This is a genomic window from Pacificoceanicola niger (assembly GCF_048553275.1).
Taxonomy (GTDB): domain Bacteria; phylum Pseudomonadota; class Alphaproteobacteria; order Rhodobacterales; family Rhodobacteraceae; genus Pacificoceanicola.
In genome coordinates this window covers 1-24,510 of record NZ_JBLZMW010000029.1, presented here as the reverse complement: position 1 = coordinate 24,510, position 24,510 = coordinate 1, and the positions used below count along the sequence as shown (strand labels likewise).

Genomic DNA, 24,510 nt, shown 5'->3' with positions numbered 1-24,510 from the left:
CGTGGTGGGATTGCATAGAAGCCCCTTGCCGTTGGTCCCGGCAGGGGGCTTTTCTTTTCCCAGATCAGAGATTTACGGTTGGCGGTTTCCGCGTAACCCATTGATGCAAAAGGGGGCGAAAACGGTCTGATTGGGAGAAAAAGTGTTTCTTTTCAACCAAACGGCGCGGACTCCAAAACCGTAGGTCGCGGGTTCGAACCCTGCTGCCCCTGCCATTTCCCAAAACCTTTGCCGATGATTACTTGCCGCGCTTCATGGCTGCGACGGTCATTCGATGTTATTTGAGCGATCAGGCGCAAAAAAAAGGGGCCGCCGAAGCGACCCCTCTCTGTGCGATTCAATCACCGTCTATCAGCTGTCGAGAGCAGCGCCGATCACGGTCCTGATCTGGTTGTCGTCACCACCGGTAAGGGCGGCGCGGATTTCATTGCTTTCTTCCGCAGAGATCTTGGAGAAGTCGGCATTCGGCACGACATTCAGGATCTGCTGCTGCTCGGCTTCGGAGAACATCACCGGGTCAAGTGCCTTGTCTTGGCTTGACAGGTTCATGAAGACGCTCTCGATCTGGTCTTCGTTGCCACCGGCGATGGCAAGGCGCAGGTCCACGATTTCAGCGTCGGTGAGAAGAGCGAAGTTGGCATCCGGTACGACGTTGACGATCTTGTTCTTCTCGACCGGCGTCAGCGGCTCGGCGTTGATCGCATTGCGTGCGGTCAGCACGGCTTGGATCTTCTCGGCTTTCTCGGTGTCAGAGCTTTCGGTGTTGGCGATAAGGAGCATCTCGTCGATCTGCTCATCGCTCACCGTCTGCAGGTCGACGGTCGGGACGTATTTCTGCAGCATCGAGATCTCGCCTTCGGTTGCGGCAAATGCGCCGGTTGCGAGAGTGGCTGCGAGAGCGGTCGTTGCGATAAGGCGTTTCATAGTTGTGTACTCCTATTTGTTTTCTGCGGGCTGGTCAGTGCCGCCCCGCGATCTGAGAGACAAACCGCCCTTGTGCCGAATTCGTTCCGCAGAAAGTTATCAACCCGTTGTGAGAGTGCGTGAGAAGCGCCTGCGCCGGAAAAGCACAGCCGGCTTCGGGGCGGGCGGCAACAGGGTTGTAATTCGCCCGCTCCGCGCGTAGATACGCCCGCAATCGCGACATTGAGCAAAGGCAGCCCGCAGCTATGGCCCGCACCAACAATCCGCTTCAGTTCATCCAGCAGGTCCGCGCCGAAGTGGCCAAGGTCGTGTGGCCGACGCGTCGTGAGGTCGTTTTGACGACAATCATGGTCTTCATCATGGCAACGTTGACGGCGATTTTCTTTGCTTTGGTGGACATCCTGATCCGCTCCGGGCTTCAGGGTATCCTGACGCTCTTTGGCTGATGATCCCCGCCCCGGCCTCTTGAACTCGGGCAGGCTTGGCGGTAGGCACACAATCAGAGTTTGAGGGGCGTGCACTGATTCGAGTTGCACGCCGCTTTTTTATGTCCCCGACGATTTGGGCGGGGTTTGACGGAAAGGCCGGTCTCGATCGGTCATGCAGCGAGGGTAGGCCAGATGGCAAAGCGGTGGTATTCGGTCAGTGTCCTGTCGAACTTCGAGAAGAAGATCGCGGAGCAGATCCGGACTGCGGTCGAAGAACAGGAGCTTCAGGATCAGATCGACGAAGTTCTGGTTCCGACCGAAGAGGTGATCGAAGTGCGCCGCGGCAAGAAGGTCACGACCGAGCGCCGTTTCATGCCCGGATATGTTCTTGTTCACATGGAAATGTCGGATCGCGGCTATCACCTCGTGAACTCGATCAACCGCGTGACCGGCTTCCTCGGGCCGCAAGGACGTCCGATGCCGATGCGCGATGCAGAAGTCGAGACGATCCTGGGCCGCGTTCAGGAAAATGAAGACGCGCCGCGTATCGAGATCCGTTTCGAGATCGGCGAGCGCGTCAAGGTCAACGACGGTCCGTTCGAGGGCTTTGACGGCATGGTTGAAGGCGTTGACGACGACAACCAGCGCCTGTCCGTGTCCGTGTCGATCTTTGGCCGCGAAACCCCGGTGGAACTGGACTACACGCAGGTCACCAAGCAGTAAGTGTGGCGCGGGTCGAGAGGCAGCGTTTTGGCACTTCGGTTCGGCGGATTTCGGTTTTGACATCATTTATCGAGAGGGGCGTGCAGCAATGCGCGCCCCTTTTTTCGTCGCGGCGCGGATAATGATCCCGTGCCCAATGGCCCGGATGGTAAGGCGTCGCCGTGACCGGTGATTTGCGGGGCGCGTCTCGAAGCGCGGAGAGTTGAGTTTGTCCATGAACACAGAAGCCTTGATCGTCCGGGATATTTCGCTTTGCAACGGCGAAGAGATGCGGAGGGATCTCTCGTGCATCGCTCTGGCGCGCGCGTATTTCGACGTCAGTGTCGACGAGGCCGCCATTGCGCGGCTGGAACCGCTGGGCTTGGGCTGGACTGCCCGGTACGCGCTTGGAGCCGAGTGCTTACCGACGGCTTGGGACAGTTGGCAGGCCTTGCTTCATTACAACGCGCATGGCCACTTTGACACCAGCGGCATTGTGTCCGTCTATCGGACTTTGGGCTATGAGAGCGTTGCGGATCTTTGGGAAGAGCGCGAGGCGTTTTTGCGCACGATCCGGTTCGAAAAGGTCGATCCGGAGGAGTACGACGATCCGGACGAGCTGATGCCCGACGGGGAGGGCGGGTATTACCTGCTGCACGATTGCAGCGCCTTCGAGCGGGGTTGCGCCGATCGGCAGTCTGCGTCGATTGCGGTTTTTCAAGAGGCGGGATTGCCTTCTCAGAACGTGGAGGCCGAGATTTCCGCGCTCTTCAATCTTGAGGGCGTCAGCGAAGAGGCGTTCGACGTGTATTGGACCGGGCGGATCACCGAGACCCCGGCATTTGCACGCTATGCCCCCGAGTGGCCGAAGGACGCCTGGATCGGACCGATGGAGCCTTATGGATGGCTGACTCGGCGGCATCAGGCGGCGCTGCGCGCGCATGGCTACGAGTATCGCTTTGCCTTTTGGGAGCGGGAGGACGGCTACGACCGCGGCTCGCTTTGGATCCAGACCGACAAAGGACCGCTACGCCTGTTCGACAGCACCGATGCGACCTCGATGCGCAGCAATTTCCCGGTGAAAGTGTCCAGCCTGGACGGCGCACCTCTGTTTGATCTGACGCGCGAAGATGTGCCGGACTGGCTGTTTGACGTGAGCCAGAATACTTGGGCGCGAAAACGGCACCTTGCGCGGTTCTGGCCCAAGTTCCTCCGCTAGCGATGGCCTGCGTGCCAAAACACCGACAAAACCCGTGGCTTTTGACCATGCGACGTTAACCGCCTTTCAAATCGGCGTTTTGGGCCGGACACTCTGATCCGCATTGAGATCGGCGAAATGGTCGAGGTCAACAACGGCCCGCTCGAAGGCTTCGAAGGCATGGTCGAGGGTGTGGACGAAGACACCCAGCGCCTGTCGGAGTCGGTCTCGATCTTTGGCCGCGAAACCCCGGTCGAGCTGAGTTACATGCAGGTCAGCAAGCAGTAAGCGCTACGGCCTTTCCGCAATGATGTGACAGGGTGCCTTCGGGACGCCCTTTTCTATTTCTCTCCTCGATTTCGCCCAATTGAAGCCAATCTGCACCACTATTTCTGCCCCCGAGCGGCAATCGCGGAGGGAACCATGCAGTTTTTCATAGGGTTAATTCTGCTGCACGCGATGTGGCGCTATTACAAAGATCGGAAGGTGCGGACCGCGCAAGGCACTGCGGCCCCGCGACGCCGCGTTTCGTGGCCGTCTTCGCAAGCGGCAAAGCCGGCCGGCCCCACGCGCGAAACAATCCGTCAAAAGCGCGCCCGCATCAAAGCATCGGCAGCAAAGCCGACGCGGGTGTATCCGGCAAATGCGGAGGGGCGGGCAGAAGAGGCTCGGGACAAGGCTGCGCAAACGGCGAGAGACGCGGCGGCAGCGGCGGGCCAGTCCAAGGCGCTTTCCCCACAGGACATGGTGCGGATTGCTTCCTTGGTTCAGCATCTGCGGCCCGGCATGCGGGTCGAAGACATCGACGCTTTAACAGAGTCGAGCGGTGGGCTTTTGACCCGGGAAAGCCTGTCCTCAAAAGGGCACTGGAGCGCGGGCCAACGGCCCTGTCGCGTTATTTGGCTAGAGAGTGGGGACAGGGTCGGCGAAATCAATGTGGTTTATTTTCCGGCGGCCTTCGCTGATCCGGAGAGTATTGGCGAATACGACTCGCCAGAGGCGCTTCTGGCTGCAATTCCCGGCGCTGCGCGGGCCTATCGCACGTTGTCCGATGAGTATGAACACCGGGTGATAATCGACCTGCCCTACACGGGTGGCGATTTCCTTGCCCGAGCGCATTACCTCAAAGGGAGCTTTCATCAGACCGAGTATCGGCTCAGGGAGTTCGCACAACGCCTCGATGAACGGATCCGAGAGAGGGACGAAGCGCGGCGGGCCGAAAAGGCGGCGGAGGCGGCAAAGCGCGACGCCTGGGCGATGCTTCCGGTGGACGAAAAGCTGGCGCAGGTCCGCGCCCCGCGTCTTGCCAAAGAGGCAGAGCTCGGCGTTGACGGCGCGCTGATTGATTGGGCCGGCGGCCATTCGTCCTGGGGCGAGAGTTCCAATCGTTGGGGATCATTCGTTAACTGGCTGATCACCAAGGCCACGCCGGATGATCGACACAATCTGGTTTGGGGGATGAACTGGGACCATGGGACCGAGGTGTTCATGTGGATCGTTCAGCAGCCGGATACCGACATTGCAACAGTGGCGAAAACAATCTGGCAGGCCAGCGCCAGCTACCATCTGCGGGAAATGTCCCGCGCTGACGGGACGTCTTATGCCGGACGCACCGGGCTCAACGATCTTGATCTGATCGACGAAGCGGTGACACGTATCCGCGCCGGTTTTTATGTTCCACGCGATGGCCATGACCCGATCGGTTTCGAGGGGCCTCCAATCGCGCTTGGCGTGTCAGACGACCCCTTGGTGCGCGCCGCCGAAGATCGTCTGTTCCCACCGATTCTCAGGAGGCCAATTCCGGGAAGACCAGAGTCGGAGCTTCGCAACGGATTGCCCAAGATCTATTGGGATGTGGTCAACTGACTGGCCGACCCGACCGGACACGTCTTGCCCTTGCTTGGGACTGGTTTGGGATTTGTGGTAGCATAGGGAGGTCTGGGGTTGATCGCTGTTCAAAGCTGCGTTATGCGCCAAGCTTCGGTTGTCCGCGATGAGTCGTAGGACTGCCTTATTCGTGGGAGGCGAGGGCATCGCGATGTCCGGACCACGACCACGCAACATAACCCGCCCCTAAGACGCGTCCGAGGGGTGTTGTAAAGGAGAAAGCCAATGGCCAAGAAGCTTGCTGGCAAGATGAAGCTGCAGATCCCTGCAGGCAAAGCCAACCCCTCCCCGCCGGTCGGTCCGGCGCTGGGTCAGCGCGGCATCAATATCATGGAATTCTGCAAGGCGTTCAACGCCAAGACGCAGGAAATGGAGCCCGGCGCGCCGTGCCCGACCGTGATCACCTACTATCAGGACAAGTCCTTCACCATGGACATCAAGACGCCGCCCGCGTCTTACTACCTGAAGAAGGCCGCCGGTCTGAAGCCCGTGGGCAAGCGTAACCGCCCCCGTGGTGCAGAAACGCCCGGCCGTGAGACCGTCGCATCCGTGACCGTCAAGCAGGTCCGCGAAATCGCCGAAGCCAAGATGAAAGACCTCTCGGCGAACGACGTGGAAGCGGCAATGAAGATCATCGTTGGCTCCGCCAACTCGATGGGCATCGAGGTGAAGTAATCATGGCAAAGCTTGGAAAACGTACCCGCGCCGCCCGTGAAGCCTTTGCTGGCAAGGAAGACATCACCATCGAGGATGCTGTCGCCCTGATCAAGGCAAACGCCAACACAAAGTTCGATGAGACCGTCGAAATCGCGATGAACCTCGGCGTTGACCCGCGCCACGCTGACCAGATGGTCCGCGGCGTTGTCGGCCTGCCGAACGGCACCGGCAAGACCGTGCGCGTGGCCGTGTTCGCCCGTGGTGCCAAGGCTGAAGAAGCCCAGGCCGCCGGCGCAGACATCGTTGGCGCAGAGGACCTGATGGAAACCGTCCAGGGCGGCACCATCGAGTTTGATCGCTGCATCGCAACCCCGGACATGATGCCCATCGTTGGTCGTCTGGGTAAGGTGCTCGGCCCGCGCAACCTGATGCCGAACCCGAAGGTTGGCACCGTGACCATGGACGTCAAGGAGGCCGTCGAGGCCGCCAAGGGCGGTCAGGTTCAGTTCAAGGCCGAAAAGGGCGGTGTCGTCCACGCCGGCGTTGGCAAAGCCTCCTTCGACGACGCCAAACTGGTCGAGAACATCCGCGCATTTGTGGGTGCCGTCTCTGCCGCCAAGCCGACCGGCGCCAAGGGCACCTACATGAAAAAGATCTCGCTCAGCTCCTCCATGGGCCCGGGCGTGACCGTTGACGTGACCAACGCCACCGGCAACTGATCTTTCTTCTTTCGAGAAGAGTAAAGGGCGGGCCTTATCGGTCCGCCCTTTTTTGTGCGGGGCTTGGTTCAGGACGGGCTTCTCTTGTGCCACCGCGTTACAGGTATCGAAGGGACCGTATCGTGAAACGAATCCTCGCGCTCATTTCCATGCTGGTCCTTGCGAATTGTGACGCGCCCCCCCCCGCGAAAAAACGTGAGCGCTGAGCCGGTCACGGCGGAGCGCTTTGCGGTCGCGGAAGCGGCGGCGGCAACTTGTGGCGCAATGGCGCCGAATTGGGCCGGGCTAGAGGTGCAGTTGAAAGCTGCGGGCTACGTGGAAACTGATGATGCGGCCTTGAAGGCTGCCGGGCGCAGGGAGGGCGCGGTCATCTTGGAAGACCCGACGTCAGGCGCGTTGGTGCTGATTGGATCCCGAGGCGGCGAGGGGACGTGCATCGTGGGGATGGAGGGTTTGACGCCACAGCAGAGTTACGGTTTGGCCTTGCCGTGGGTCAAATCGTTTGACCTGCAGACTATTGTCGAGCGCGGGCAGGGTTTGGCCAAGAATGCGGTTCAGGCCTGGGGGCGGCTGGAGCCGGATCGAGACGTCTATGTTGCCGCCTACAAGACTTGGGATGTGCTGGACGGGCCTGGCGCTGCGGCCCGGCTCCAGATGAGCATACGCTAAAGCATCCAGAGCGCATAATGGTGTCGGCGCGCGGTGAGGACGCCCGGCCGTAACAAATCACTTGGCATCTTCGCCCAACCTGCTAGAGAAGGGCCTCGCAAAGCGGTGCGATTCGTCGTGCTGCATTGCATTTCGTCCGAGACGGTGGGTTGGTGCATGCCAGTAATTCCTGCCTGAGACGGGAAGAGACATCTCTCCGTGTGCCATATGTGCGCCGGGCTCAAGTGATGCGACGCCCCTCGGATATCTTGGCTGGTTTCTGCCAGCTGAAATGAGCCGGAGGGTACGCCCTCCACAATTTGGAGTGAAACTGTGGATAGAGCCCAGAAAGAGAAATTGGTCGACGAACTCGGCCAGATCTTCGAAAGCTCTGGCGTCGTGGTGGTTAGCCGCTACGAAGGTCTCACGGTTGCCGAGATGCAGGATCTTCGGGGGCGTGCACGCGCTGCCGATGCTTCGGTCCGCGTCGCCAAGAACAGGCTCGCCAAGATCGCCCTTGAGGGTTCGCAGTGCGAAAGCATTGCTGCGCTCCTCGATGGCATGACCGTACTGACCTTTTCCGAAGACCCCGTGGCAGCCGCCAAGGTGGTCGAGGATTTCGCCAAGGATAACAAGAAGTTTGAGATCCTCGGCGGGAACATGGGCGGAACGGCTCTGGACCGGGCCGGTGTCGAAGCCGTGTCGAAAATGCCGTCGCGCGAGGAGCTTATTGCTTCCATCGTTGGCTGCATCGGCGCACCCGCATCGAACATCGCCGGCGCAATTGGCGCACCTGCATCGAACATCGCTTCCATCCTCTCCACGATCGAGGAAAAAGCGGCGTAAGGCAGCTGAAAGGATCTTCGCAGGGTTCAGGCCCACGCGTTGGAACACATCTTATATAACGGAAAGAGTCTCAAAATGGCTGATCTGAAAGCACTTGCTGAGCAAATCGTCAACCTGACGCTGCTTGAAGCACAAGAACTGAAAACCATCCTCAAGGACGAGTACGGCATCGAGCCCGCCGCTGGCGGCGCTGTCATGATGGCTGGCCCCGCAGGCGACGCCGGTGGCGAAGCTGCTGAGGAGCAGACTGAATTCGACGTGATCCTCAAGTCCGCTGGCGACAAGAAGATCAACGTGATCAAAGAAGTCCGTGGCATCACCGGCCTCGGCCTGAAAGAAGCCAAAGAGCTGGTCGAAGCTGGCGGTAAAGCCGTCAAAGAAGGCTGCTCCAAGGACGAAGCAGAAGAAATCAAGAAGAAGCTCGAAGAAGCAGGCGCCGAAGTCGAGCTCAAGTAATTCCGGCCTTCGGGCTGTTTTACACGGCAGGCGCTCCCATGTGGGGCGCCTGTTTCGTTTCCGGAACGGGGTGTATCGGCTTGCCCGGCGCGTTGGTGCGGATGTCTCCGATCCCCAAGCCACGCTTGACCTTCGACACGGATTTTGTCATTCTGGCGTAACGTCAAAACTCCGCAAATCCTCGGCAAGGGGACTTGCGTTCTTGACGTTCACAGAATATTCGGAAGTCTCCTGCGGGTTCGAGCGATTCGAAGCCGCACTTTGTCTGTTGCAGACTGTGAGGTGCGCCGAGACATCATTGAAACCACCCCGTTCCGCACCCATCGTTGGTGAAATCACCTGAAATAGACGGTTTTTGCGGACGGACCCGGGCAACGGCCCGTCCGAACAGAGTCTGTGCTTGGCAAGCGCCTCCGGGAGAGGGGCTTTCCAAGACAGAACCCCGGATCGAGAGGCAGGCGGTGGGACGCCCGTCGAGAATGGACCAAGGGATTTGTCGTCACTGACGAGATGCGCCGCTGTGGCCCGACAGCACGTGCGTCCAGGCAGAGAAAAGAAAAGGGTGGCCCCTACATGGCTCAGAGCTTCCTCGGACAGAAACGTCTTCGCCGGTACTACGGCAAGATCCGCGAAGTGCTTGAAATGCCGAACCTCATCGAGGTTCAGAAGTCCAGCTACAAACTTTTCCTCGACTCCGGCGATCAGCCGCAGCCGATGGACGGCGAAGGCATCAAAGGTGTTTTCCAGTCGGTTTTCCCGATCAAGGATTTCAACGAAACTGCGGTTCTCGAATTCGTCAACTACGAGCTGGAAAAGCCGAAGTACGACGTCGAGGAATGCATGCAGCGCGATATGACCTACAGCGCGCCGCTGAAGGTGACGCTGCGTCTGATCGTGTTTGATATCGATGAGGATACCGGCGCGAAATCCGTCAAGGATATCAAGGAGCAGGACGTCTTCATGGGCGACATGCCCCTGATGACGCCGAATGGCACCTTTATCGTCAACGGCACCGAGCGGGTCATCGTTTCCCAGATGCACCGGTCTCCGGGCGTGTTCTTTGACCACGACAAGGGCAAAACCCACTCCTCGGGCAAGCTGCTCTTCGCCTGCCGGATCATTCCGTACCGTGGCTCCTGGCTGGATTTCGAGTTCGACGCCAAGGACATCGTGTTCGCCCGTATCGACCGCCGCCGCAAGCTGCCGGTGACGACACTGCTCTATGCGCTTGGTCTCGACCAGGAAGCGATCATGGACGCTTATTACGACACCGTGTCCTACTCGCTGCGCAAAGGTGAAGGCTGGGCGACCAAATTCTTCCCGGAGCGGGTGCGCGGCACCCGTCCGACCTTTGATCTCGTGGATGCCGACAGCGGTGAAGTGATTGCCGAGGCCACCAAGAAGGTGACCCCGCGTGCGGTCAAAAAGCTGATCGACGAAGACAAGGTCAAGAACCTGCTGGTGCCCTTCGAGGCCATCGTCGGCAAGTTTGTCGCCAAGGACATCATCAACGAAGAGACTGGCGCGATCTATGTCGAGGCCGGTGATGAGCTGACCTGGGAAGTGGACAAGGATGGCGACGTGACCGGCGGCTCCCTCAAGGAGCTGGTGGACGCGGGCGTGACCGAGATCCCGGTGCTGGACATCGACAACATCAATGTCGGTCCATACATGCGCAATACCATGGCGCAGGACAAGAACATGGGCCGCGACACCGCGCTCATGGACATTTACCGCGTGATGCGTCCGGGCGAGCCGCCCACCGTCGAGGCTGCGTCCTCGCTATTCGACACTCTGTTCTTCGACAGCGAGCGCTATGACCTGTCCGCAGTTGGCCGCGTGAAGATGAACATGCGTCTCGCGCTCGATAAGGAAGACACGCAGCGTACGCTGGATCGTGACGATATCGTCAAGTGCATCAAGGCCTTGGTCGATCTGCGTGACGGTCGCGGCGACATCGACGACATCGACCACCTCGGCAACCGCCGTGTGCGCTCGGTCGGCGAGCTGATGGAAAACCAGTACCGCGTCGGCCTGCTGCGCATGGAGCGCGCGATCAAGGAGCGTATGTCCTCGGTCGAGATCGACACGGTCATGCCGCAGGATCTGATCAACGCGAAACCGGCTGCGGCCGCTGTGCGTGAATTCTTCGGCTCCTCGCAGCTGTCGCAGTTCATGGACCAGACCAACCCGCTGTCGGAAGTGACGCACAAGCGTCGTCTTTCGGCGCTTGGGCCGGGCGGTCTGACCCGCGAACGCGCTGGTTTCGAGGTGCGCGACGTGCACCCGACCCACTATGGCCGGATGTGCCCGATTGAAACGCCGGAAGGCCCGAACATCGGTCTGATCAACTCGCTCGCCACTTTCGCGCGCGTGAACAAATATGGCTTCATCGAGACCCCATATCGCGTGGTCAAGGACCGTCAGGTTACCGACGAAGTGCACTACATGTCCGCGACCGAGGAAATGCGTCACACTGTGGCGCAGGCCAACGCGACGCTGGATGAAAACGGCATCTTTATCAACGATCTGGTCAGCACGCGGAAATCCGGTGACTATACGCTGTCTCCGAGCGAAGCTGTCGATCTGATCGACGTGTCGCCCAAACAGTTGGTGTCTGTGGCGGCCTCGCTGATCCCGTTCCTTGAAAACGACGACGCCAACCGCGCTCTGATGGGCTCGAACATGCAACGTCAGGCGGTTCCGACCCTGCGCTCCGAAGCGCCGCTGGTTGGCACCGGCATCGAGGAAGTGGTCGCACGCGACTCCGGCGCCGCCGTCATGGCCAAACGGGCCGGTATCATCGACCAGGTCGACGCGCAGCGTATCGTGATCCGGGCCACCGAAGATCTCGAACTGGGCGATGCGGGTGTGGACATCTACCGTATGCGCAAGTTCCAGCGCTCGAACCAGAACACCTGTATCAACCAGAAGCCTCTGGTGAAGGTGGGTGACACGGTTTTGAAGGGCGAAGTCATTGCCGACGGTCCGTCCACGGACATCGGTGAATTGGCTCTGGGCAAGAACGTCATCGTGGCCTTCATGCCGTGGAATGGTTACAACTACGAAGACTCCATCCTGATCTCCGAACGGATTGCCAAGGATGACGTGTTCACCTCCATCCACATCGAAGAATTCGAAGTGGCGGCGCGTGACACCAAGCTTGGGCCGGAAGAAATCACCCGCGACATCCCGAACGTCGGCGAGGAAGCCCTGCGCAACCTCGACGAAGCGGGCATCGTCTATATCGGTGCGGACGTGGAGCCGGGCGATATCCTGGTAGGCAAGATCACCCCGAAAGGGGAGTCGCCCATGACGCCGGAAGAAAAGCTCCTGCGCGCCATCTTTGGTGAGAAAGCCTCTGACGTGCGTGACACGAGCTTGCGGGTGAAGCCGGGCGACTACGGCACTGTTGTCGAAGTCCGGGTGTTCAACCGCCATGGTGTGGAAAAGGACGAACGGGCGCTGCAGATCGAGCGCGAAGAGATCGAAAGCCTCGCCCGTGACCGCGACGACGAACTCGCGATCCTCGACCGCAACATCTATGCGCGCCTCAAGGGGATGATCCTTGGCAAGACGGCTGTGAAAGGCCCGAAAGGCGTGAAGCCGAACGCGGAAATCAACGAGGAGCTTCTGGAGACCCTGACCCGTGGTCAGTGGTGGCAGCTTGCTCTTGGTGAAGAAGAGGACGCCAAGCACGTCGAGGCCCTGCACGAGCAGTACGAAATCCAGAAGCGTGCGCTTGATGCCCGTTTCGAGGACAAGGTCGAGAAGGTGCGCCGCGGCGACGATCTGCCCCCGGGCGTGATGAAGATGGTCAAGGTCTTCATCGCCGTGAAGCGCAAGCTTCAGCCGGGCGACAAGATGGCCGGTCGTCACGGCAACAAGGGGGTTATCTCCCGTGTTGTTCCCGTGGAAGACATGCCGTTCCTCGCCGATGGAACGCCGGTCGACTTCTGTCTGAACCCGCTGGGTGTGCCGTCGCGCATGAACGTCGGTCAGATTCTCGAAACGCACATGGGCTGGGCTGCGCGCTCGCTCGGTATCGAGATCGACGAGGCATTGCAGGACTATCGCCGCTCCGGCGATCTGACCCCGGTGCGCGAGGCGATGCGTCTGGCCTATGGCGATGAAGCCTACGAAGAGGGCATTCAGGGCATGGACGAGGACACGCTGATCGAAGCGGCCTCCAACGTGACCGGCGGTGTGCCGATCGCGACGCCGGTCTTCGACGGCGCGAAAGAGGCGGACGTCAACGACTCGCTCAAGCGGGCCGGTTTCGACACCTCGGGTCAGTCGGTTCTCTTCGATGGTCGTTCGGGTGAGCAATTCAGCCGGAAGGTCACCGTGGGCGTCAAGTATCTGCTCAAGCTGCACCACCTCGTGGATGACAAGATCCACGCGCGCTCCACGGGTCCGTACAGCCTCGTCACACAGCAGCCGCTGGGTGGTAAAGCGCAGTTCGGCGGTCAGCGCTTCGGGGAGATGGAGGTCTGGGCTCTGGAAGCCTATGGGGCCGCCTACACCCTGCAGGAAATGCTGACGGTGAAATCGGACGACGTGGCAGGCCGGACCAAGGTCTACGAGTCGATCGTCAAGGGTGAGGACAACTTCGAGGCTGGTGTGCCTGAGAGCTTCAACGTTCTCGTGAAGGAAGTTCGCGGCCTCGGCCTCAACATGGAACTGCTGGATGCAGAGGAGGAGGATGCCGAGTAATCCGTTACCCGGCATTCGACTTCGCGATAGGATTGCATGACCCAAACGTCGCTCAGCACCGTGTCTGAACCTGACATGGCCCCCCGTTTCGGGGGCCGTGCCCTTCCGGCTGGCGAAAGCTGGCCGGAGGACACGGCTTTGCTGGTGCTGACCTACAGCAAGAACGAGCACTTCATTCCGGCGGCCCGTCAGAACATCGACATGTTCTGGCCGAACCGTCCGGAGTTGTTCGTTGTCACCGATGGAGACCTGACCGGGCGTGATGTGATCCGGGGAAAGAACCTGTCTTTCGTGGCGCTTCTGGCGCATGCGCTCGACACGGTGCAGACCCGGAAACCGCAGGCGCGTTTTGTCTATCTCCTGCTTGAGGACCTTGTGCCGCTGGGGCACGTGGACGAGCGCTATATGCGGGCCGTCGAAGAGACCATGCGCGAGCGCGGCGAGAAGTATTTCGTCACCTTGTGCCAGGGCTCTGGCAAGCAGCGCAAGTCGCCCCGGGCAACGGAAGTGTTCGGCGCCGATGCAGATCGTCTTGGTCTGCACCAGATGGATCCGGATGCGACCGCGTACAATTGTCTGGTGACTTGCTGGTGGGACATCGATCACCTGCGTGAGGTCGTGGATCACAAGCTCGCCAAAGGCCAAGACAGCCCTTGGGACTTCGAGCAACCGGATCCAATGATGCGCACGCCGCATTACATGGCCGAAGATTGCTGGCCGACGTTTCGCAGCGGTTTCCTGAAGCTTGGCACGTTTTCCAAGCATCTCGACCGTCCACATGCCTTCCCGGAATCGCCGCTGTTGCGGATGGTTCTGGATGAATACCGAAAAGCGGGAACGCCAGTGGCGCGTTTTCGCAAGCAACTGACGCGGTGGGATCGCCATGTCCGCCTCGCCTTGAAGGGAGGCGCCCCATGAAACAGCGTCAAAGACCCCGTTTCGCCGCCCCCGGCACCCCAAATTTCACTCTTCGCCCGAGAGGAACCCGATGAACCAGGAACTGACCAACAACCCGTTTAACCCGGTCGCACCGATCAAGACCTTTGATGAAATCAAGGTCTCGCTGGCATCGCCCGAGCGCATCCTTTCGTGGTCCTTCGGTGAGATCAAAAAGCCGGAAACCATCAACTACCGGACGTTCAAGCCCGAGCGGGACGGCCTGTTCTGCGCGCGCATCTTTGGCCCGATCAAGGACTACGAATGCCTCTGCGGCAAATACAAGCGCATGAAGTATCGCGGCGTCGTCTGCGAAAAATGCGGTGTTGAAGTCACGCTGCAGAAGGTCCGCCGCGAGCGTATGGGCCACATCGAGCTGGCTGCGCCCTGCGCCCACATTTGGTTTCTCAAGTCTCTGCCCTCGCGCATCGGCCTGATGCTGGACATGACGCTGCGCGATCTGGAGCGGGTTCTCTACTTCGAGAACTACGTTGTGATCGAGCCGGGCCTGACCGACCTGACCTATGGCCAGATGCTGAACGAAGAGGAATTCCTCGACGCGCAGGATCAGTATGGCATGGACGCCTTCACCGCCAACATCGGCGCCGAAGCGATCCGCGAAATGCTGGCCGCCATCGACCTTGAGAACGAAGCAGAGCAGCTGCGTGCCGACCTCAAGGAAGCCACCGGCGAGCTGAAGCCCAAGAAGATCATCAAGCGTCTCAAGGTCGTCGAGAGCTTCCTGGAATCCGGCAACCGTCCCGAGTGGATGGTCCTCACGGTGATCCCGGTTATTCCGCCGGAACTGCGTCCGCTGGTGCCGTTGGATGGTGGCCGTTTTGCGACCTCCGACCTGAACGATCTGTATCGCCGCGTTATCAACCGGAACAACCGTCTCAAGCGCCTGATCGAGCTGCGCGCTCCGGACATCATCGTTCGGAACGAAAAGCGGATGCTTCAGGAATCCGTGGATGCGCTGTTTGACAACGGCCGCCGGGGCCGCGTCATCACCGGCGCGAACAAGCGCCCGCTGAAGTCGCTGTCCGACATGCTGAAAGGCAAGCAGGGCCGTTTCCGTCAGAACCTTCTGGGCAAGCGCGTCGACTTCTCCGGCCGGTCAGTCATTGTGACCGGTCCGGAACTCAAGCTGCACCAGTGCGGCCTGCCCAAGAAGATGGCGCTCGAACTGTTCAAGCCCTTCATCTATTCGCGTCTGGAGGCCAAGGGCCTGTCCAGCACCGTGAAGCAGGCGAAAAAGCTTGTGGAGAAAGAGCGTCCCGAGGTCTGGGATATCCTTGACGAGGTGATCCGCGAGCACCCGGTCATGCTGAACCGTGCGCCGACGTTGCACCGTCTTGGTATTCAGGCGTTCGAACCCACGCTGATCGAAGGCAAGGCAATCCAGCTGCACCCGCTCGTCTGTTCGGCGTTCAACGCGGACTTCGACGGTGACCAGATGGCCGTGCACGTGCCGCTGTCGCTCGAAGCGCAGCTTGAGGCACGCGTTCTGATGATGTCGACGAACAACGTTCTGTCGCCCGCCAACGGCGCCCCGATCATCGTTCCGTCGCAGGATATGATCCTCGGCCTCTACTACGTGACCATCGCGCGCGAAGGCATGAAAGGTGAAGGCATGGTCTTCTCCTCCATCGAGGAGGTTGAACACGCCCTGACCGCGGGGGAAGTGCACCTGCACGCCAAGATCCAGGCCCGCGTCAAGCAGATCGACGATGAAGGCAACGAGATCGTCAAGCGCTTTGAAACCACACCGGGCCGTGTGCGCCTCGGTGCGCTGCTGCCGATGAACGCCAAGGCGCCGTTTGATCTGGTCAACCAGCTTCTGCGGAAGAAGGACGTTCAGCGCGTCATCGATACGGTGTACCGCTACTGTGGCCAGAAAGAGTCCGTCATCTTCTGTGACCAGATCATGACCATGGGCTTCCGTGAGGCTTTCAAGGCGGGCATTTCCTTCGGCAAGGACGACATGGTCATCCCTGAAAGCAAATGGCCCATCGTCGAAAACACCCGCGATCAGGTGAAGGATTTCGAACAGCAGTATATGGACGGCCTGATCACCCAGGGCGAAAAGTACAACAAGGTTGTCGATGCCTGGTCGAAGTGTAACGACAAGGTCACCGAAGCCATGATGGCGACGATCTCGGCCGAGCGCCGGGATGAGGATGGCTCCGAAATGGAACCGAACTCGGTCTACATGATGGCCCACTCCGGTGCGCGTGGCTCGGTTACGCAGATGAAGCAATTGGGCGGGATGCGCGGCCTGATGGCGAAGCCGAACGGCGACATCATCGAGACGCCGATCATCTCGAACTTCAAGGAAGGTCTGACCGTTCTTGAGTACTTCAACTCGACCCACGGCGCTCGTAAGGGTCTGTCCGATACGGCTCTGAAGACGGCGAACTCGGGTTACCTGACCCGTCGTCTCGTGGACGTGGCGCAGGATTGCATCGTGCGTCTGGACGATTGCGGCACCGACCGTGCGATCACTGCCGAAGCGGCCGTGAACGACGGCGAGGTCGTGGCGACCATTGGCGAGCGTGTTCTCGGCCGTGTGGCTGCAGACGATGTGTATGTTCCGGGCACCGAGGACATCGTTGTCCGCGCCGGCCAGCTCATCGACGAACGGGCGGCGGATGCCATCGAGGAGGCGGCGGTGCAGTCCATGCGCATCCGCTCGCCGCTGACCTGTGAAGCCGAAGAGGGCGTTTGTGCCACCTGCTATGGCCGTGACCTCGCGCGCGGTACGAAGGTGAACACCGGCGAAGCCGTTGGCATCATCGCGGCGCAGTCGATCGGCGAACCGGGCACGCAGCTGACCATGCGGACCTTCCACATGGGCGGCGTTGCACAGGGTTCCTCGCGGTCCTTCCAGGAAGCCAGCCAGAACGGCAAGATCGTGTTCGCCAACCCGGGCACCATCACCAACGCGGCGGGCGAGCTGATCGTCATGAACCGGAACATGACCGTGATGATCATGTCCGATCAGGATGAGGAGCTGGCCTCGCACAAGATGGGCTATGGCTCCAAGTTGTTTGTCAAAGAGGGCGATACTGTCGGCCGTGGCGACAAACTCTATGAGTGGGACCCCTACACGCTGCCGATCATCGCGGAGAAGGATGGTATCGCCAAGCACGTCGACCTCGTGAACGGCCTTGCCGTGCGCGAAGAGACGGACGATGCGACCGGCATGACCCAGAAGATCGTGATCGACTGGCGGGCCGCGCCCAAGGGCAACGAGCTTAAGCCGGAAATCATCCTGATGGATGCCGATGGCGAGCCGGTGCGCAATGATGCGGGCAACCCGATCACCTACACCATGTCGGTGGACGCCATTCTGTCCTGTGAAGACGGGCAGGAGGTCAAGGCCGGTGACGTCGTCGCGCGTATCCCGCGTGAAGGCGCGAAGACGAAGGACATCACCGGTGGTCTGCCGCGTGTGGCCGAACTCTTCGAGGCGCGTCGTCCGAAGGACCACGCGATCATCGCCGAAATCGACGGCTATGTCCGCTTCGGGAAGGACTACAAGAACAAGCGCCGCATCACCATCGAGCCGACCGACGAGTCGCTTGAGCCGCGCGAGTACATGATCCCGAAAGGCAAGCACATCCCGGTGGGTGAGGGCGACTTCATCTCCAAGGGCGACTACATCATGGACGGCAACCCGGCCCCGCACGACATTCTGTCGATCATGGGGATCGAGGCTCTGGCGAACTACATGATCGACGAAGTCCAGGACGTGTATCGACTGCAGGGCGTGAAGATCAACGACAAGCACGTTGAGGTGATCGTCCGGCAGATGCTGCAGAAGTGGGAAATCCTCGAAAGCGGTGACACCACGCTTCTCAAGGGCGAGCATGTCGACAAGATGGAGTTCGACATGGCCAACGAGAAGGCCGAGAAGAAGGGCGGGCGTCCGGCCAAGGGCGAACCGATCCTGCTCGGCATCACCAAGGCGTCTTTGCAGACCCGGTCGTTCATCTCGGCGGCCTCCTTCCAGGAGACCACCCGAGTCCTTACCGAAGCTTCGGTGCAGGGCAAGAAGGACAAACTGGTCGGCCTGAAGGAAAACGTCATCGTGGGTCGTCTGATCCCGGCGGGCACCGGTGGTGCCACGCAGGACATGCGTCAGGTTGCGCAGCTGCGTGACAACGTGGTGATCGAAGCACGCCGTGAAGAAGCAGAAGCCGCCGCAGCCCTGGCCGCGCCGGAAGCCACGGCGGATGACATGGTGGGCGGCGACGAGTTCGACACGCTGATCGTGGACACGCCGGAAAGCCGTGAATAAGCGGTCTTCCCAGTGACAAGGATGCGCCCTCACCGAAAGGTGGGGGCGTTTTCTTTTTCGCCTTGCCGGGCCGCGCCGTGGCGGTATTGTCCCGCGAGCGTGATGGAGAGCAAGGTGGCATGAGAGCGAAGACCGCGCAGATACAGATCGTTGCCGCGAAAGACAGTCTCGACTTCTTTGACTCGCAATCCGCGGACGTGCACAGGGAATACAGCCCGCTGGACGTCTATGCCCGTATCAGCGCGGATATGAAGGACCGGATGGGCTGGGCCTTCAAGATCCGTGACGCCCTCTCCGCGCCTTTCGGTGTGCGCCGCATCGGCGGCTTTTCCGGGCAGGTGCCAAATCACGTGCAGCCCGGAGACAGGCTTGATTTCTTTCGGGTCGAAGCGAGCCGCGACACGATGCTGGTCCTGACGGAGCGGGATCGGCATCTGGATGTGATGACCTGCATTTCCTGCCAGGGCACAATGGTTACAATCACGTCGTCCGTCGTGACGCACAATGCGTTCGGGCGTGTCTACATGATGCTTGTCGGCCCGGCGCATCGGATGATCGTCAAAGGACAGATCAAGCGGCTTGCGCGGAACGCCGGATGAGCACCAACGCCGATAACACGCGCGGCGCGGCGCTCATGGTCGCGTCGATGACGGCTTTCACGCTTGGCGATCTGTGTATCAAGGGCATCGGCACTGCCATGCCGCTATCCCAGATCCTCACGCTGCGCGGGATCGTTGCGACGCTGTTTATCGGGTTGCTGGCCTGGCGCGCCGGGGCCTTGCATTTCGATTTCCCGCGCAAGGACAGAGCGCTCGTCGCCCTGCGGGCCTTGGCGGAAGTGGTTGCGGCCTTCTTCTTCTTCACCGCTCTGTTAAACATGCCCATCGCGAACCTTTCGGCGTTGCTGCAGATGCTGCCGCTGACGATCACGCTCGGCTCGGCGATCTTCTTTGCCGAACCGGTCGGCTGGCGGCGCTGGACGGCGATCGCGGCGGGTTTTTTCGGGATGCTGCTGATTGTCCGGCCGGGCACGGAAGGCTTCAATGTGCATTCGCTCTCGGCGCTTGGGGCAGTGATTTGCGTGACGGTCCGCGATCTTGCCACGCGGCGGATGTCCAGCGCGGTGCCGTCATTGAGCGCCACCTTCGTCACCTCCGCGGCGGTGCTGATCTTTGCGGCGCTTTGGTCCCTGGGGCAGGATTGGGTTCCGGTGACGGGCCGCAATGCCGGCCTTCTCACGGCAGCCAGCCTGCTTATTGTCGGTGCCTACAGCCTCAGCGTTATGGTCATGCGGGTCGGCGAGGTCGGATTCATCGCTCCGTTCCGCTACACCAGCCTCGTGCTGTCGCTGATCCTCGGCTTTGCCCTGTTCGGCGAATTGCCCTCCAGCCTCGCACTGATCGGGGCGGGGATTATTGTCGGCACCGGATTTTATACGCTTTGGCGGGAAATGCGGCTCAGGCGGCGTCAGGCAAAGATGCGGCGGACCTGATCGGCGTCGATGGCAAAGCGCGTGCGGAAAAGCGCCTCGCCTTCGGAATCCAACCGCGGCAGTTTGACCGGCTTCACATGAGCCTTCTGGCGCGAGTCGTTATGGTCGTTGTGCCCGCGCACGAACATCTCCGGCGCGGTGAAGGTAACCGTCGGCATGAACTGGTTGATCTTGTTGTGACCGAAGTTGAGGATCGTCTGGCGCACGCCCGCTCCCATCGCCATGCCCTGCGCCACGCCCCAGTAGGGGGTGACATTCGGCTCGGCGCAGAGCCCTTTTGAATCGGGTCGGGCGACATAGCCACGGTTCCAGTCGAATCCGACAAGCCGGTGATCCGCGATCAGCGCCGCGCAATCCGCCGCCGCCCGTTTCAGATGGTCCACGAAGTCCACCGCGACAGCGTCGTCGTCGTCATGGCGGAATTGCAGGCACGGCTGATCCATGTCCCGCACGTCGTTCATCACAGCCTGGCAGACCTTACGGTGCGGCGCCGGGGGGCGGGCCTCGATCCGGGCCTGCGGAAAATCGGCGGTGAGGTCGAGCAGGCGCGCAATCCAGCGCTCTGGCATCTCCTCCCCGACGAGAATGACGAAGGTAAAGTCCTGATCGGTCTGTGCCTTCAGGCCGGGCAGGCAGATCGCCTCGAAATAGCGAAAGCGCTCTTCCATGCGGGCATCCGACCACAGGTATGCCATGCGATCCTCGATACGGTCATGGCCAACCTGAAAGCCGCCTTCGGCAGGGTAGGAGAAGCGGCAGAAGCCTATGGTTTGCATGAAGGATTTCCTGCTGGACCGGCATTGAGAAATATCGCACAAGCTTGGCATTGCCGCCGGGCCCGCACAACAGGAACATGCGGTTGACAGGGGGGGCGACTCTCCGTATACGGCGCACTCATCCGGCAGGGGAAACCCTATGCCGCATTCAAAAGACCAGTGGTCAAGATCCGGGCGACTTAACTGCCCCGATCCTCTGAGAACCCGCCGCATCGTTCACCTCGGAATGGGAGCGAAGCGGCCTTTGCCTGTTGCTCCCATGCGACATGCGCCTAAACCCGGTGATCTGCGGACGCGCAGGGCGCCATGATTGAACCTCGCTGGGACGTCCCCGGCGACACACATGTGAGAAGCACGGGGAAGTCCTAATGCCCACGATCCAACAGCTGATCCGGAAGCCGCGTCAGCCCAAAGTCAAACGCTCGAAGTCGCAGCACCTTGAGCAATGCCCGCAGAAACGCGGCGTTTGCACCCGCGTCTACACCACGACGCCGAAGAAGCCGAACTCGGCTATGCGTAAGGTTGCCAAGGTCCGCCTGACCAACGGCTACGAAGTCATCTCCTACATTCCCGGCGAATCCCACAACCTTCAGGAGCACTCTGTTGTCCTGATCCGTGGCGGCCGTGTGAAAGACCTTCCGGGTGTCCGTTACCACATCCTCCGCGGTGTTCTGGATACCCAAGGCGTCAAAGACCGTAAGCAGCGTCGCTCCAAGTACGGCGCGAAGCGTCCGAAATAAGATTTCGGGCGTCCCGGCCGCGCGCCGGGACCTCTGCCCGCTAGAGGAAAAGGAAATACCGAAATGTCACGTCGTCACGCCGCTGAAAAACGCGAAGTTCTGCCCGACGCCAAGTATGGTGATCGTGTGCTGACAAAATTCATGAACAACCTGATGCTCGACGGTAAGAAATCGACCGCCGAGAAGATCGTCTACAACGCCCTTGATCGCGTTGAGACCAAGGTCAAGCGCGCTCCCGTGGAACTGTTCCACGAAGCTCTCGACAACATCAAGCCGTCTGTCGAAGTCCGCTCCCGCCGGGTCGGTGGTGCAACCTACCAGGTGCCCGTCGAAGTCCGCCCCGAGCGCCGCGAAGCCCTGGCAATCCGCTGGCTGATCAACGCCAGCCGCGCCCGCAACGAAAACACCATGGAAGAGCGTCTCGCAGGCGAACTTCTTGACGCCGTGCAATCCCGCGGCGCGGCTGTTAAGAAGCGCGAAGACACCCACAAGATGGCCGACGCGAACAAAGCGTTCAGCCATTACCGCTGGTAAAACCTGGAAGGTTAAGAGCCAATGGCACGCGATTATCCCCTCGACCGGTACCGCAACTTCGGTATCATGGCGCACATCGATGCAGGCAAAACCACCTGCTCCGAGCGTATCCTTTTCTACACCGGCAAGTCCCACAACATCGGTGAGGTGCACGATGGTGCAGCCACCATGGACTGGATGGAGCAGGAGCAGGAACGCGGCATCACCATCACCTCTGCTGCGACGACCACCTTCTGGGAGCGCACGGAAAATGGCACCGAGCCCGATTCCCCGAAGCACCGCCTGAACATCATCGACACCCCCGGACACGTTGACTTCACCATTGAAGTCGAGCGTTCGCTGGCCGTTCTCGATGGTGCGGTTTGCGTTCTCGACGCAAACGCCGGCGTTGAGCCTCAGACCGAAACCGTTTGGCGACAGGCTGACCGCTACAAGGTTCCGCGTATGGTGTTCGTCAACAAGATGGACAAGATCGGCGCGGATTTCTTCAACTGTGTTCGCATGGTCGAGGACCGTACCGGTGCGCGCGCTGTTCCGATCGGTATTCCGATTGGTGCCGAAAACGAGCTGGAAGGTCTGATCGACCTCGTCACCATGGAAGAGTGGCTGTGGCAGGGGGAAGATCTGGGTGCATCCTGGATCAAGGCCCCGATCCGCGACAGCCTGAAGGACATGGCCGACGAGTGGCGTGGCAAGATGATTGAAGCGGCCGTCGAAGAAGACGACGATGCGATGGAAGCCTACCTCGAAGGCGAAGAGCCCGACGTGCCGACCCTGCGCAAACTTCTGCGCAAGGGCACGCTGGCGCTGCACTTCGTTCCGGTTCTGGGCGGTTCGGCGTTCAAGAACAAAGGCGTTCAGCCGCTGCTCAACGCTGTAATCGACTACCTGCCCAGCCCGCTGGACGTTGTTGATTACATGGGCTTCAAGCCGGGCGACGAGACGGAAACACGGAACATCCCGCGCCGCGCGGATGACACGATGCCGTTTGCCGGCCTCGCGTTCAAGATTATGAACGACCCCTTCGTTGGCTCGCTGACCTTCACCCGGATCTATTCGGGCAAGATGAACAAGGGCGACAGCATCCTGAACTCGACCAAGGGCAAGAAAGAGCGCATCGGTCGTATGATGATGATGCACTCCAACAACCGTGAAGAGATCGAAGAAGCGTTTGCAGGCGACATCATCGCGCTGGCGGGTCTTAAGGACACGACCACCGGTGACACCCTGTGTGATGCGAAGGAGCCGGTGGTTCTCGAAACGATGACCTTCCCGGAGCCGGTGATCGAGATCGCGGTTGAGCCCAAGACCAAGGGCGACCAGGAAAAAATGTCTGCGGGCCTCGCCCGTCTGGCAGCAGAGGATCCCTCCTTCCGCGTCGAAACCGACATCGAGTCCGGTCAGACGATCATGAAGGGCATGGGCGAACTGCACCTGGACATCCTCGTCGATCGTCTGAAGCGCGAGTTCAAGGTCGAGGCAAACATCGGTGCCCCGCAGGTGGCCTATCGCGAGACCATCGGTCACGAGATCGAGCACACCTACACCCACAAGAAACAGTCGGGTGGTTCGGGTCAGTTCGCCGAGGTGAAGCTGGTCATCAGCCCGACAGAGCCGGGCGAAGGCTACTCGTTCGAAAGCAAGATCGTTGGTGGGTCGGTTCCGAAGGAATACATCCCCGGCGTCGAAAAAGGCATCAAGTCGGTCATGGACTCCGGTCCGCTGGCAGGCTTCCCGGTCATCGACTTCAAGGTCGCCCTGATCGACGGCAAGTTCCACGACGTGGACTCCTCGGTTCTGGCTTTTGAAATCGCGTCCCGGATGGCCATGCGTGAAGGTCTGCGCAAGGCTGGCGCCAAGCTGCTTGAGCCGATGATGAAGGTCGAAGTGATCACGCCGGAAGAATACACCGGTGGTATCATCGGCGATCTCACCTCCCGTCGTGGCCAGGTGTCCGGCCAGGAGCCGCGCGGCAACGCTGTCGCGATTGCGGCCTTCGTGCCGCTGGCCAACATGTTCGGCTACATCAACACGCTGCGCTCCATGTCCTCCGGCCGCGCGCAGTTCACGATGCAGTTCGACCATTACGATCCGGTTCCGCAGAACATCTCGGACGAGATCCAGTCGAAGTACGCTTAAACGGGATGGCGGGGTGAACCCCGCCCTACCCAAAACCGTAGGGTGGGTTTCCAAACCCACCATCCACAAAAAACTAGGGAGCCAATAAAATGGCAAAGGAAAAGTTTAACCGCGACAAGCCGCACTGCAACATCGGCACGATTGGTCACGTTGACCACGGCAAGACGACGCTGACGGCGGCGATCACGAAGTATTTCGGCGACTTCAAAGCCTACGATCAGATCGACGGCGCACCGGAAGAGAAAGCCCGCGGCATCACGATCTCGACCGCGCACGTGGAGTACGAGACCGAGGCGCGTCACTATGCGCACGTCGACTGCCCCGGCCACGCCGACTACGTCAAGAACATGATCACCGGTGCGGCCCAGATGGACGGCGCGATCCTGGTTGTGAACGCTGCTGACGGCCC

General features: G+C 60.4%; 20 protein-coding genes and 1 pseudogene. 19 read left to right on the top strand and 2 right to left on the bottom strand.

The genetic code is table 11. The features are described from left to right. Nucleotides 1-351 precede the first annotated feature (351 nt). Nucleotides 352-924 carry a hypothetical protein gene (locus ACN2XU_RS22955; protein WP_419412689.1) on the bottom strand — a complete coding sequence of 191 codons (573 nt, stop codon included), beginning with the start codon at nucleotides 922-924 and terminating at the stop codon, nucleotides 352-354. Nucleotides 925-1,169: 245 nt separating this feature from the next. Here ACN2XU_RS22955 and secE point away from each other — a divergent pair, with 245 nt between their 5' ends. The 15 genes and pseudogenes from secE to ACN2XU_RS22880 all read left to right on the top strand — a co-directional run bounded on the left by secE (nucleotide 1,170) and on the right by ACN2XU_RS22880 (nucleotide 19,912). Next, entirely contained in the window at nucleotides 1,170-1,370 is a 201-nt protein-coding gene (gene secE / locus ACN2XU_RS22950) for a preprotein translocase subunit SecE (RefSeq protein ID WP_419412688.1), read from the top strand. Nucleotides 1,371-1,544: 174 nt separating this feature from the next. Further along, complete coding sequence (gene nusG, locus ACN2XU_RS22945) at nucleotides 1,545-2,075, top strand: transcription termination/antitermination protein NusG (RefSeq protein WP_419412687.1); 531 nt, start codon at nucleotides 1,545-1,547, stop codon at nucleotides 2,073-2,075. Nucleotides 2,076-2,289: 214 nt separating this feature from the next. Continuing rightward, a complete protein-coding gene (locus ACN2XU_RS22940) occupies nucleotides 2,290-3,273 on the top strand; it encodes a hypothetical protein (protein ID WP_419412686.1) in 984 nt (327 codons plus the stop codon). Nucleotides 3,274-3,357: 84 nt separating this feature from the next. Further along, nucleotides 3,358-3,540, top strand: a pseudogene (gene nusG / locus ACN2XU_RS22935) (transcription termination/antitermination protein NusG); the annotation flags it as partial. 648 nt (nucleotides 3,541-4,188) lie between these two features. Continuing rightward, nucleotides 4,189-5,118: a DUF4274 domain-containing protein gene (locus ACN2XU_RS22930; protein ID WP_419412685.1), complete on the top strand. Its 930-nt coding sequence runs from the start codon at nucleotides 4,189-4,191 to the stop codon at nucleotides 5,116-5,118. Between the two features lie 246 nt (nucleotides 5,119-5,364). Next, the gene (gene rplK / locus ACN2XU_RS22925) at nucleotides 5,365-5,814 is read left to right on the top strand and encodes a 50S ribosomal protein L11 (protein ID WP_419412684.1); all 450 of its coding nucleotides are present in this window, start codon (nucleotides 5,365-5,367) and stop codon (nucleotides 5,812-5,814) included. Between the two features lie 2 nt (nucleotides 5,815-5,816). Further along, nucleotides 5,817-6,515, top strand: coding sequence for a 50S ribosomal protein L1 (gene rplA / locus ACN2XU_RS22920; protein WP_419412683.1), 699 nt, complete (start codon nucleotides 5,817-5,819; stop codon nucleotides 6,513-6,515). 195 nt (nucleotides 6,516-6,710) lie between these two features. Then, the gene (locus tag ACN2XU_RS22915; RefSeq protein WP_419412682.1) at nucleotides 6,711-7,184 is read left to right on the top strand and encodes a hypothetical protein; all 474 of its coding nucleotides are present in this window, start codon (nucleotides 6,711-6,713) and stop codon (nucleotides 7,182-7,184) included. Between the two features lie 312 nt (nucleotides 7,185-7,496). Then, a complete protein-coding gene (gene rplJ / locus ACN2XU_RS22910; RefSeq protein WP_419412681.1) occupies nucleotides 7,497-8,009 on the top strand; it encodes a 50S ribosomal protein L10 in 513 nt (170 codons plus the stop codon). Between the two features lie 75 nt (nucleotides 8,010-8,084). Further along, nucleotides 8,085-8,465 (top strand): 50S ribosomal protein L7/L12, encoded by a 381-nt coding sequence (gene rplL, locus ACN2XU_RS22905; RefSeq protein ID WP_419412680.1) that lies wholly within the window; start codon nucleotides 8,085-8,087, stop codon nucleotides 8,463-8,465. 573 nt (nucleotides 8,466-9,038) lie between these two features. Beyond that, on the top strand, nucleotides 9,039-13,181 hold the full coding sequence (rpoB, locus tag ACN2XU_RS22900) for a DNA-directed RNA polymerase subunit beta (RefSeq protein WP_419412679.1): 4,143 nt from the start codon (nucleotides 9,039-9,041) through the stop codon (nucleotides 13,179-13,181). A gap of 36 nt (nucleotides 13,182-13,217) precedes the next feature. Further along, complete coding sequence (locus ACN2XU_RS22895) at nucleotides 13,218-14,099, top strand: hypothetical protein (RefSeq protein WP_419412678.1); 882 nt, start codon at nucleotides 13,218-13,220, stop codon at nucleotides 14,097-14,099. Nucleotides 14,100-14,169: 70 nt separating this feature from the next. Then, nucleotides 14,170-18,420, top strand: coding sequence for a DNA-directed RNA polymerase subunit beta' (gene rpoC / locus ACN2XU_RS22890; protein ID WP_419412677.1), 4,251 nt, complete (start codon nucleotides 14,170-14,172; stop codon nucleotides 18,418-18,420). Nucleotides 18,421-18,539: 119 nt separating this feature from the next. Next, nucleotides 18,540-19,019, top strand: a complete 480-nt coding sequence (locus ACN2XU_RS22885) for a DUF2867 domain-containing protein (protein ID WP_419412676.1) — start codon at nucleotides 18,540-18,542, stop codon at nucleotides 19,017-19,019. Beyond that, a complete protein-coding gene (locus tag ACN2XU_RS22880) occupies nucleotides 19,016-19,912 on the top strand; it encodes a DMT family transporter (RefSeq protein ID WP_419412675.1) in 897 nt (298 codons plus the stop codon). The genes ACN2XU_RS22885 and ACN2XU_RS22880 overlap by 4 nt, the downstream gene beginning before the upstream one ends. Here ACN2XU_RS22880 and ACN2XU_RS22875 read toward each other — a convergent pair. Then, nucleotides 19,888-20,688, bottom strand: a complete 801-nt coding sequence (locus ACN2XU_RS22875; protein WP_419412674.1) for a glycosyltransferase — start codon at nucleotides 20,686-20,688, stop codon at nucleotides 19,888-19,890. The genes ACN2XU_RS22880 and ACN2XU_RS22875 overlap by 25 nt on opposite strands. A 368-nt stretch (nucleotides 20,689-21,056) precedes the next feature. Here ACN2XU_RS22875 and rpsL point away from each other — a divergent pair, with 368 nt between their 5' ends. The 4 genes from rpsL to ACN2XU_RS22855 form a co-directional block, all read left to right on the top strand. Next, entirely contained in the window at nucleotides 21,057-21,428 is a 372-nt protein-coding gene (gene rpsL / locus ACN2XU_RS22870; RefSeq protein WP_005862801.1) for a 30S ribosomal protein S12, read from the top strand. Between the two features lie 63 nt (nucleotides 21,429-21,491). After that, entirely contained in the window at nucleotides 21,492-21,962 is a 471-nt protein-coding gene (gene rpsG, locus ACN2XU_RS22865) for a 30S ribosomal protein S7 (protein WP_419412673.1), read from the top strand. Between the two features lie 21 nt (nucleotides 21,963-21,983). Beyond that, nucleotides 21,984-24,101: an elongation factor G gene (gene fusA, locus ACN2XU_RS22860; RefSeq protein ID WP_419412672.1), complete on the top strand. Its 2,118-nt coding sequence runs from the start codon at nucleotides 21,984-21,986 to the stop codon at nucleotides 24,099-24,101. Between the two features lie 89 nt (nucleotides 24,102-24,190). Next, the coding region (locus ACN2XU_RS22855; protein ID WP_419412671.1) for a GTP-binding protein at nucleotides 24,191-24,510 on the top strand (320 nt) is incomplete at its 3' end.

What these genes read in the sequence shown, in the direction of transcription:
- ACN2XU_RS22955 (WP_419412689.1), bottom strand. Translation starts at nt 924, where the DNA reads ATGAAACGCCTTATCGCAACGACCGCTCTCGCAGCCACTCTCGCAACC.
- secE (WP_419412688.1), top strand. Translation starts at nt 1,170, where the DNA reads ATGGCCCGCACCAACAATCCGCTTCAGTTCATCCAGCAGGTCCGCGCC.
- nusG (WP_419412687.1), top strand. Translation starts at nt 1,545, where the DNA reads ATGGCAAAGCGGTGGTATTCGGTCAGTGTCCTGTCGAACTTCGAGAAG.
- ACN2XU_RS22940 (WP_419412686.1), top strand. Translation starts at nt 2,290, where the DNA reads ATGAACACAGAAGCCTTGATCGTCCGGGATATTTCGCTTTGCAACGGC.
- rplK (WP_419412684.1), top strand. Translation starts at nt 5,365, where the DNA reads ATGGCCAAGAAGCTTGCTGGCAAGATGAAGCTGCAGATCCCTGCAGGC.
- rplA (WP_419412683.1), top strand. Translation starts at nt 5,817, where the DNA reads ATGGCAAAGCTTGGAAAACGTACCCGCGCCGCCCGTGAAGCCTTTGCT.
- rplL (WP_419412680.1), top strand. Translation starts at nt 8,085, where the DNA reads ATGGCTGATCTGAAAGCACTTGCTGAGCAAATCGTCAACCTGACGCTG.
- rpoB (WP_419412679.1), top strand. Translation starts at nt 9,039, where the DNA reads ATGGCTCAGAGCTTCCTCGGACAGAAACGTCTTCGCCGGTACTACGGC.
- ACN2XU_RS22895 (WP_419412678.1), top strand. Translation starts at nt 13,218, where the DNA reads ATGACCCAAACGTCGCTCAGCACCGTGTCTGAACCTGACATGGCCCCC.
- rpoC (WP_419412677.1), top strand. Translation starts at nt 14,170, where the DNA reads ATGAACCAGGAACTGACCAACAACCCGTTTAACCCGGTCGCACCGATC.
- ACN2XU_RS22885 (WP_419412676.1), top strand. Translation starts at nt 18,540, where the DNA reads ATGAGAGCGAAGACCGCGCAGATACAGATCGTTGCCGCGAAAGACAGT.
- ACN2XU_RS22880 (WP_419412675.1), top strand. Translation starts at nt 19,016, where the DNA reads ATGAGCACCAACGCCGATAACACGCGCGGCGCGGCGCTCATGGTCGCG.
- ACN2XU_RS22875 (WP_419412674.1), bottom strand. Translation starts at nt 20,688, where the DNA reads ATGCAAACCATAGGCTTCTGCCGCTTCTCCTACCCTGCCGAAGGCGGC.
- rpsL (WP_005862801.1), top strand. Translation starts at nt 21,057, where the DNA reads ATGCCCACGATCCAACAGCTGATCCGGAAGCCGCGTCAGCCCAAAGTC.
- rpsG (WP_419412673.1), top strand. Translation starts at nt 21,492, where the DNA reads ATGTCACGTCGTCACGCCGCTGAAAAACGCGAAGTTCTGCCCGACGCC.
- fusA (WP_419412672.1), top strand. Translation starts at nt 21,984, where the DNA reads ATGGCACGCGATTATCCCCTCGACCGGTACCGCAACTTCGGTATCATG.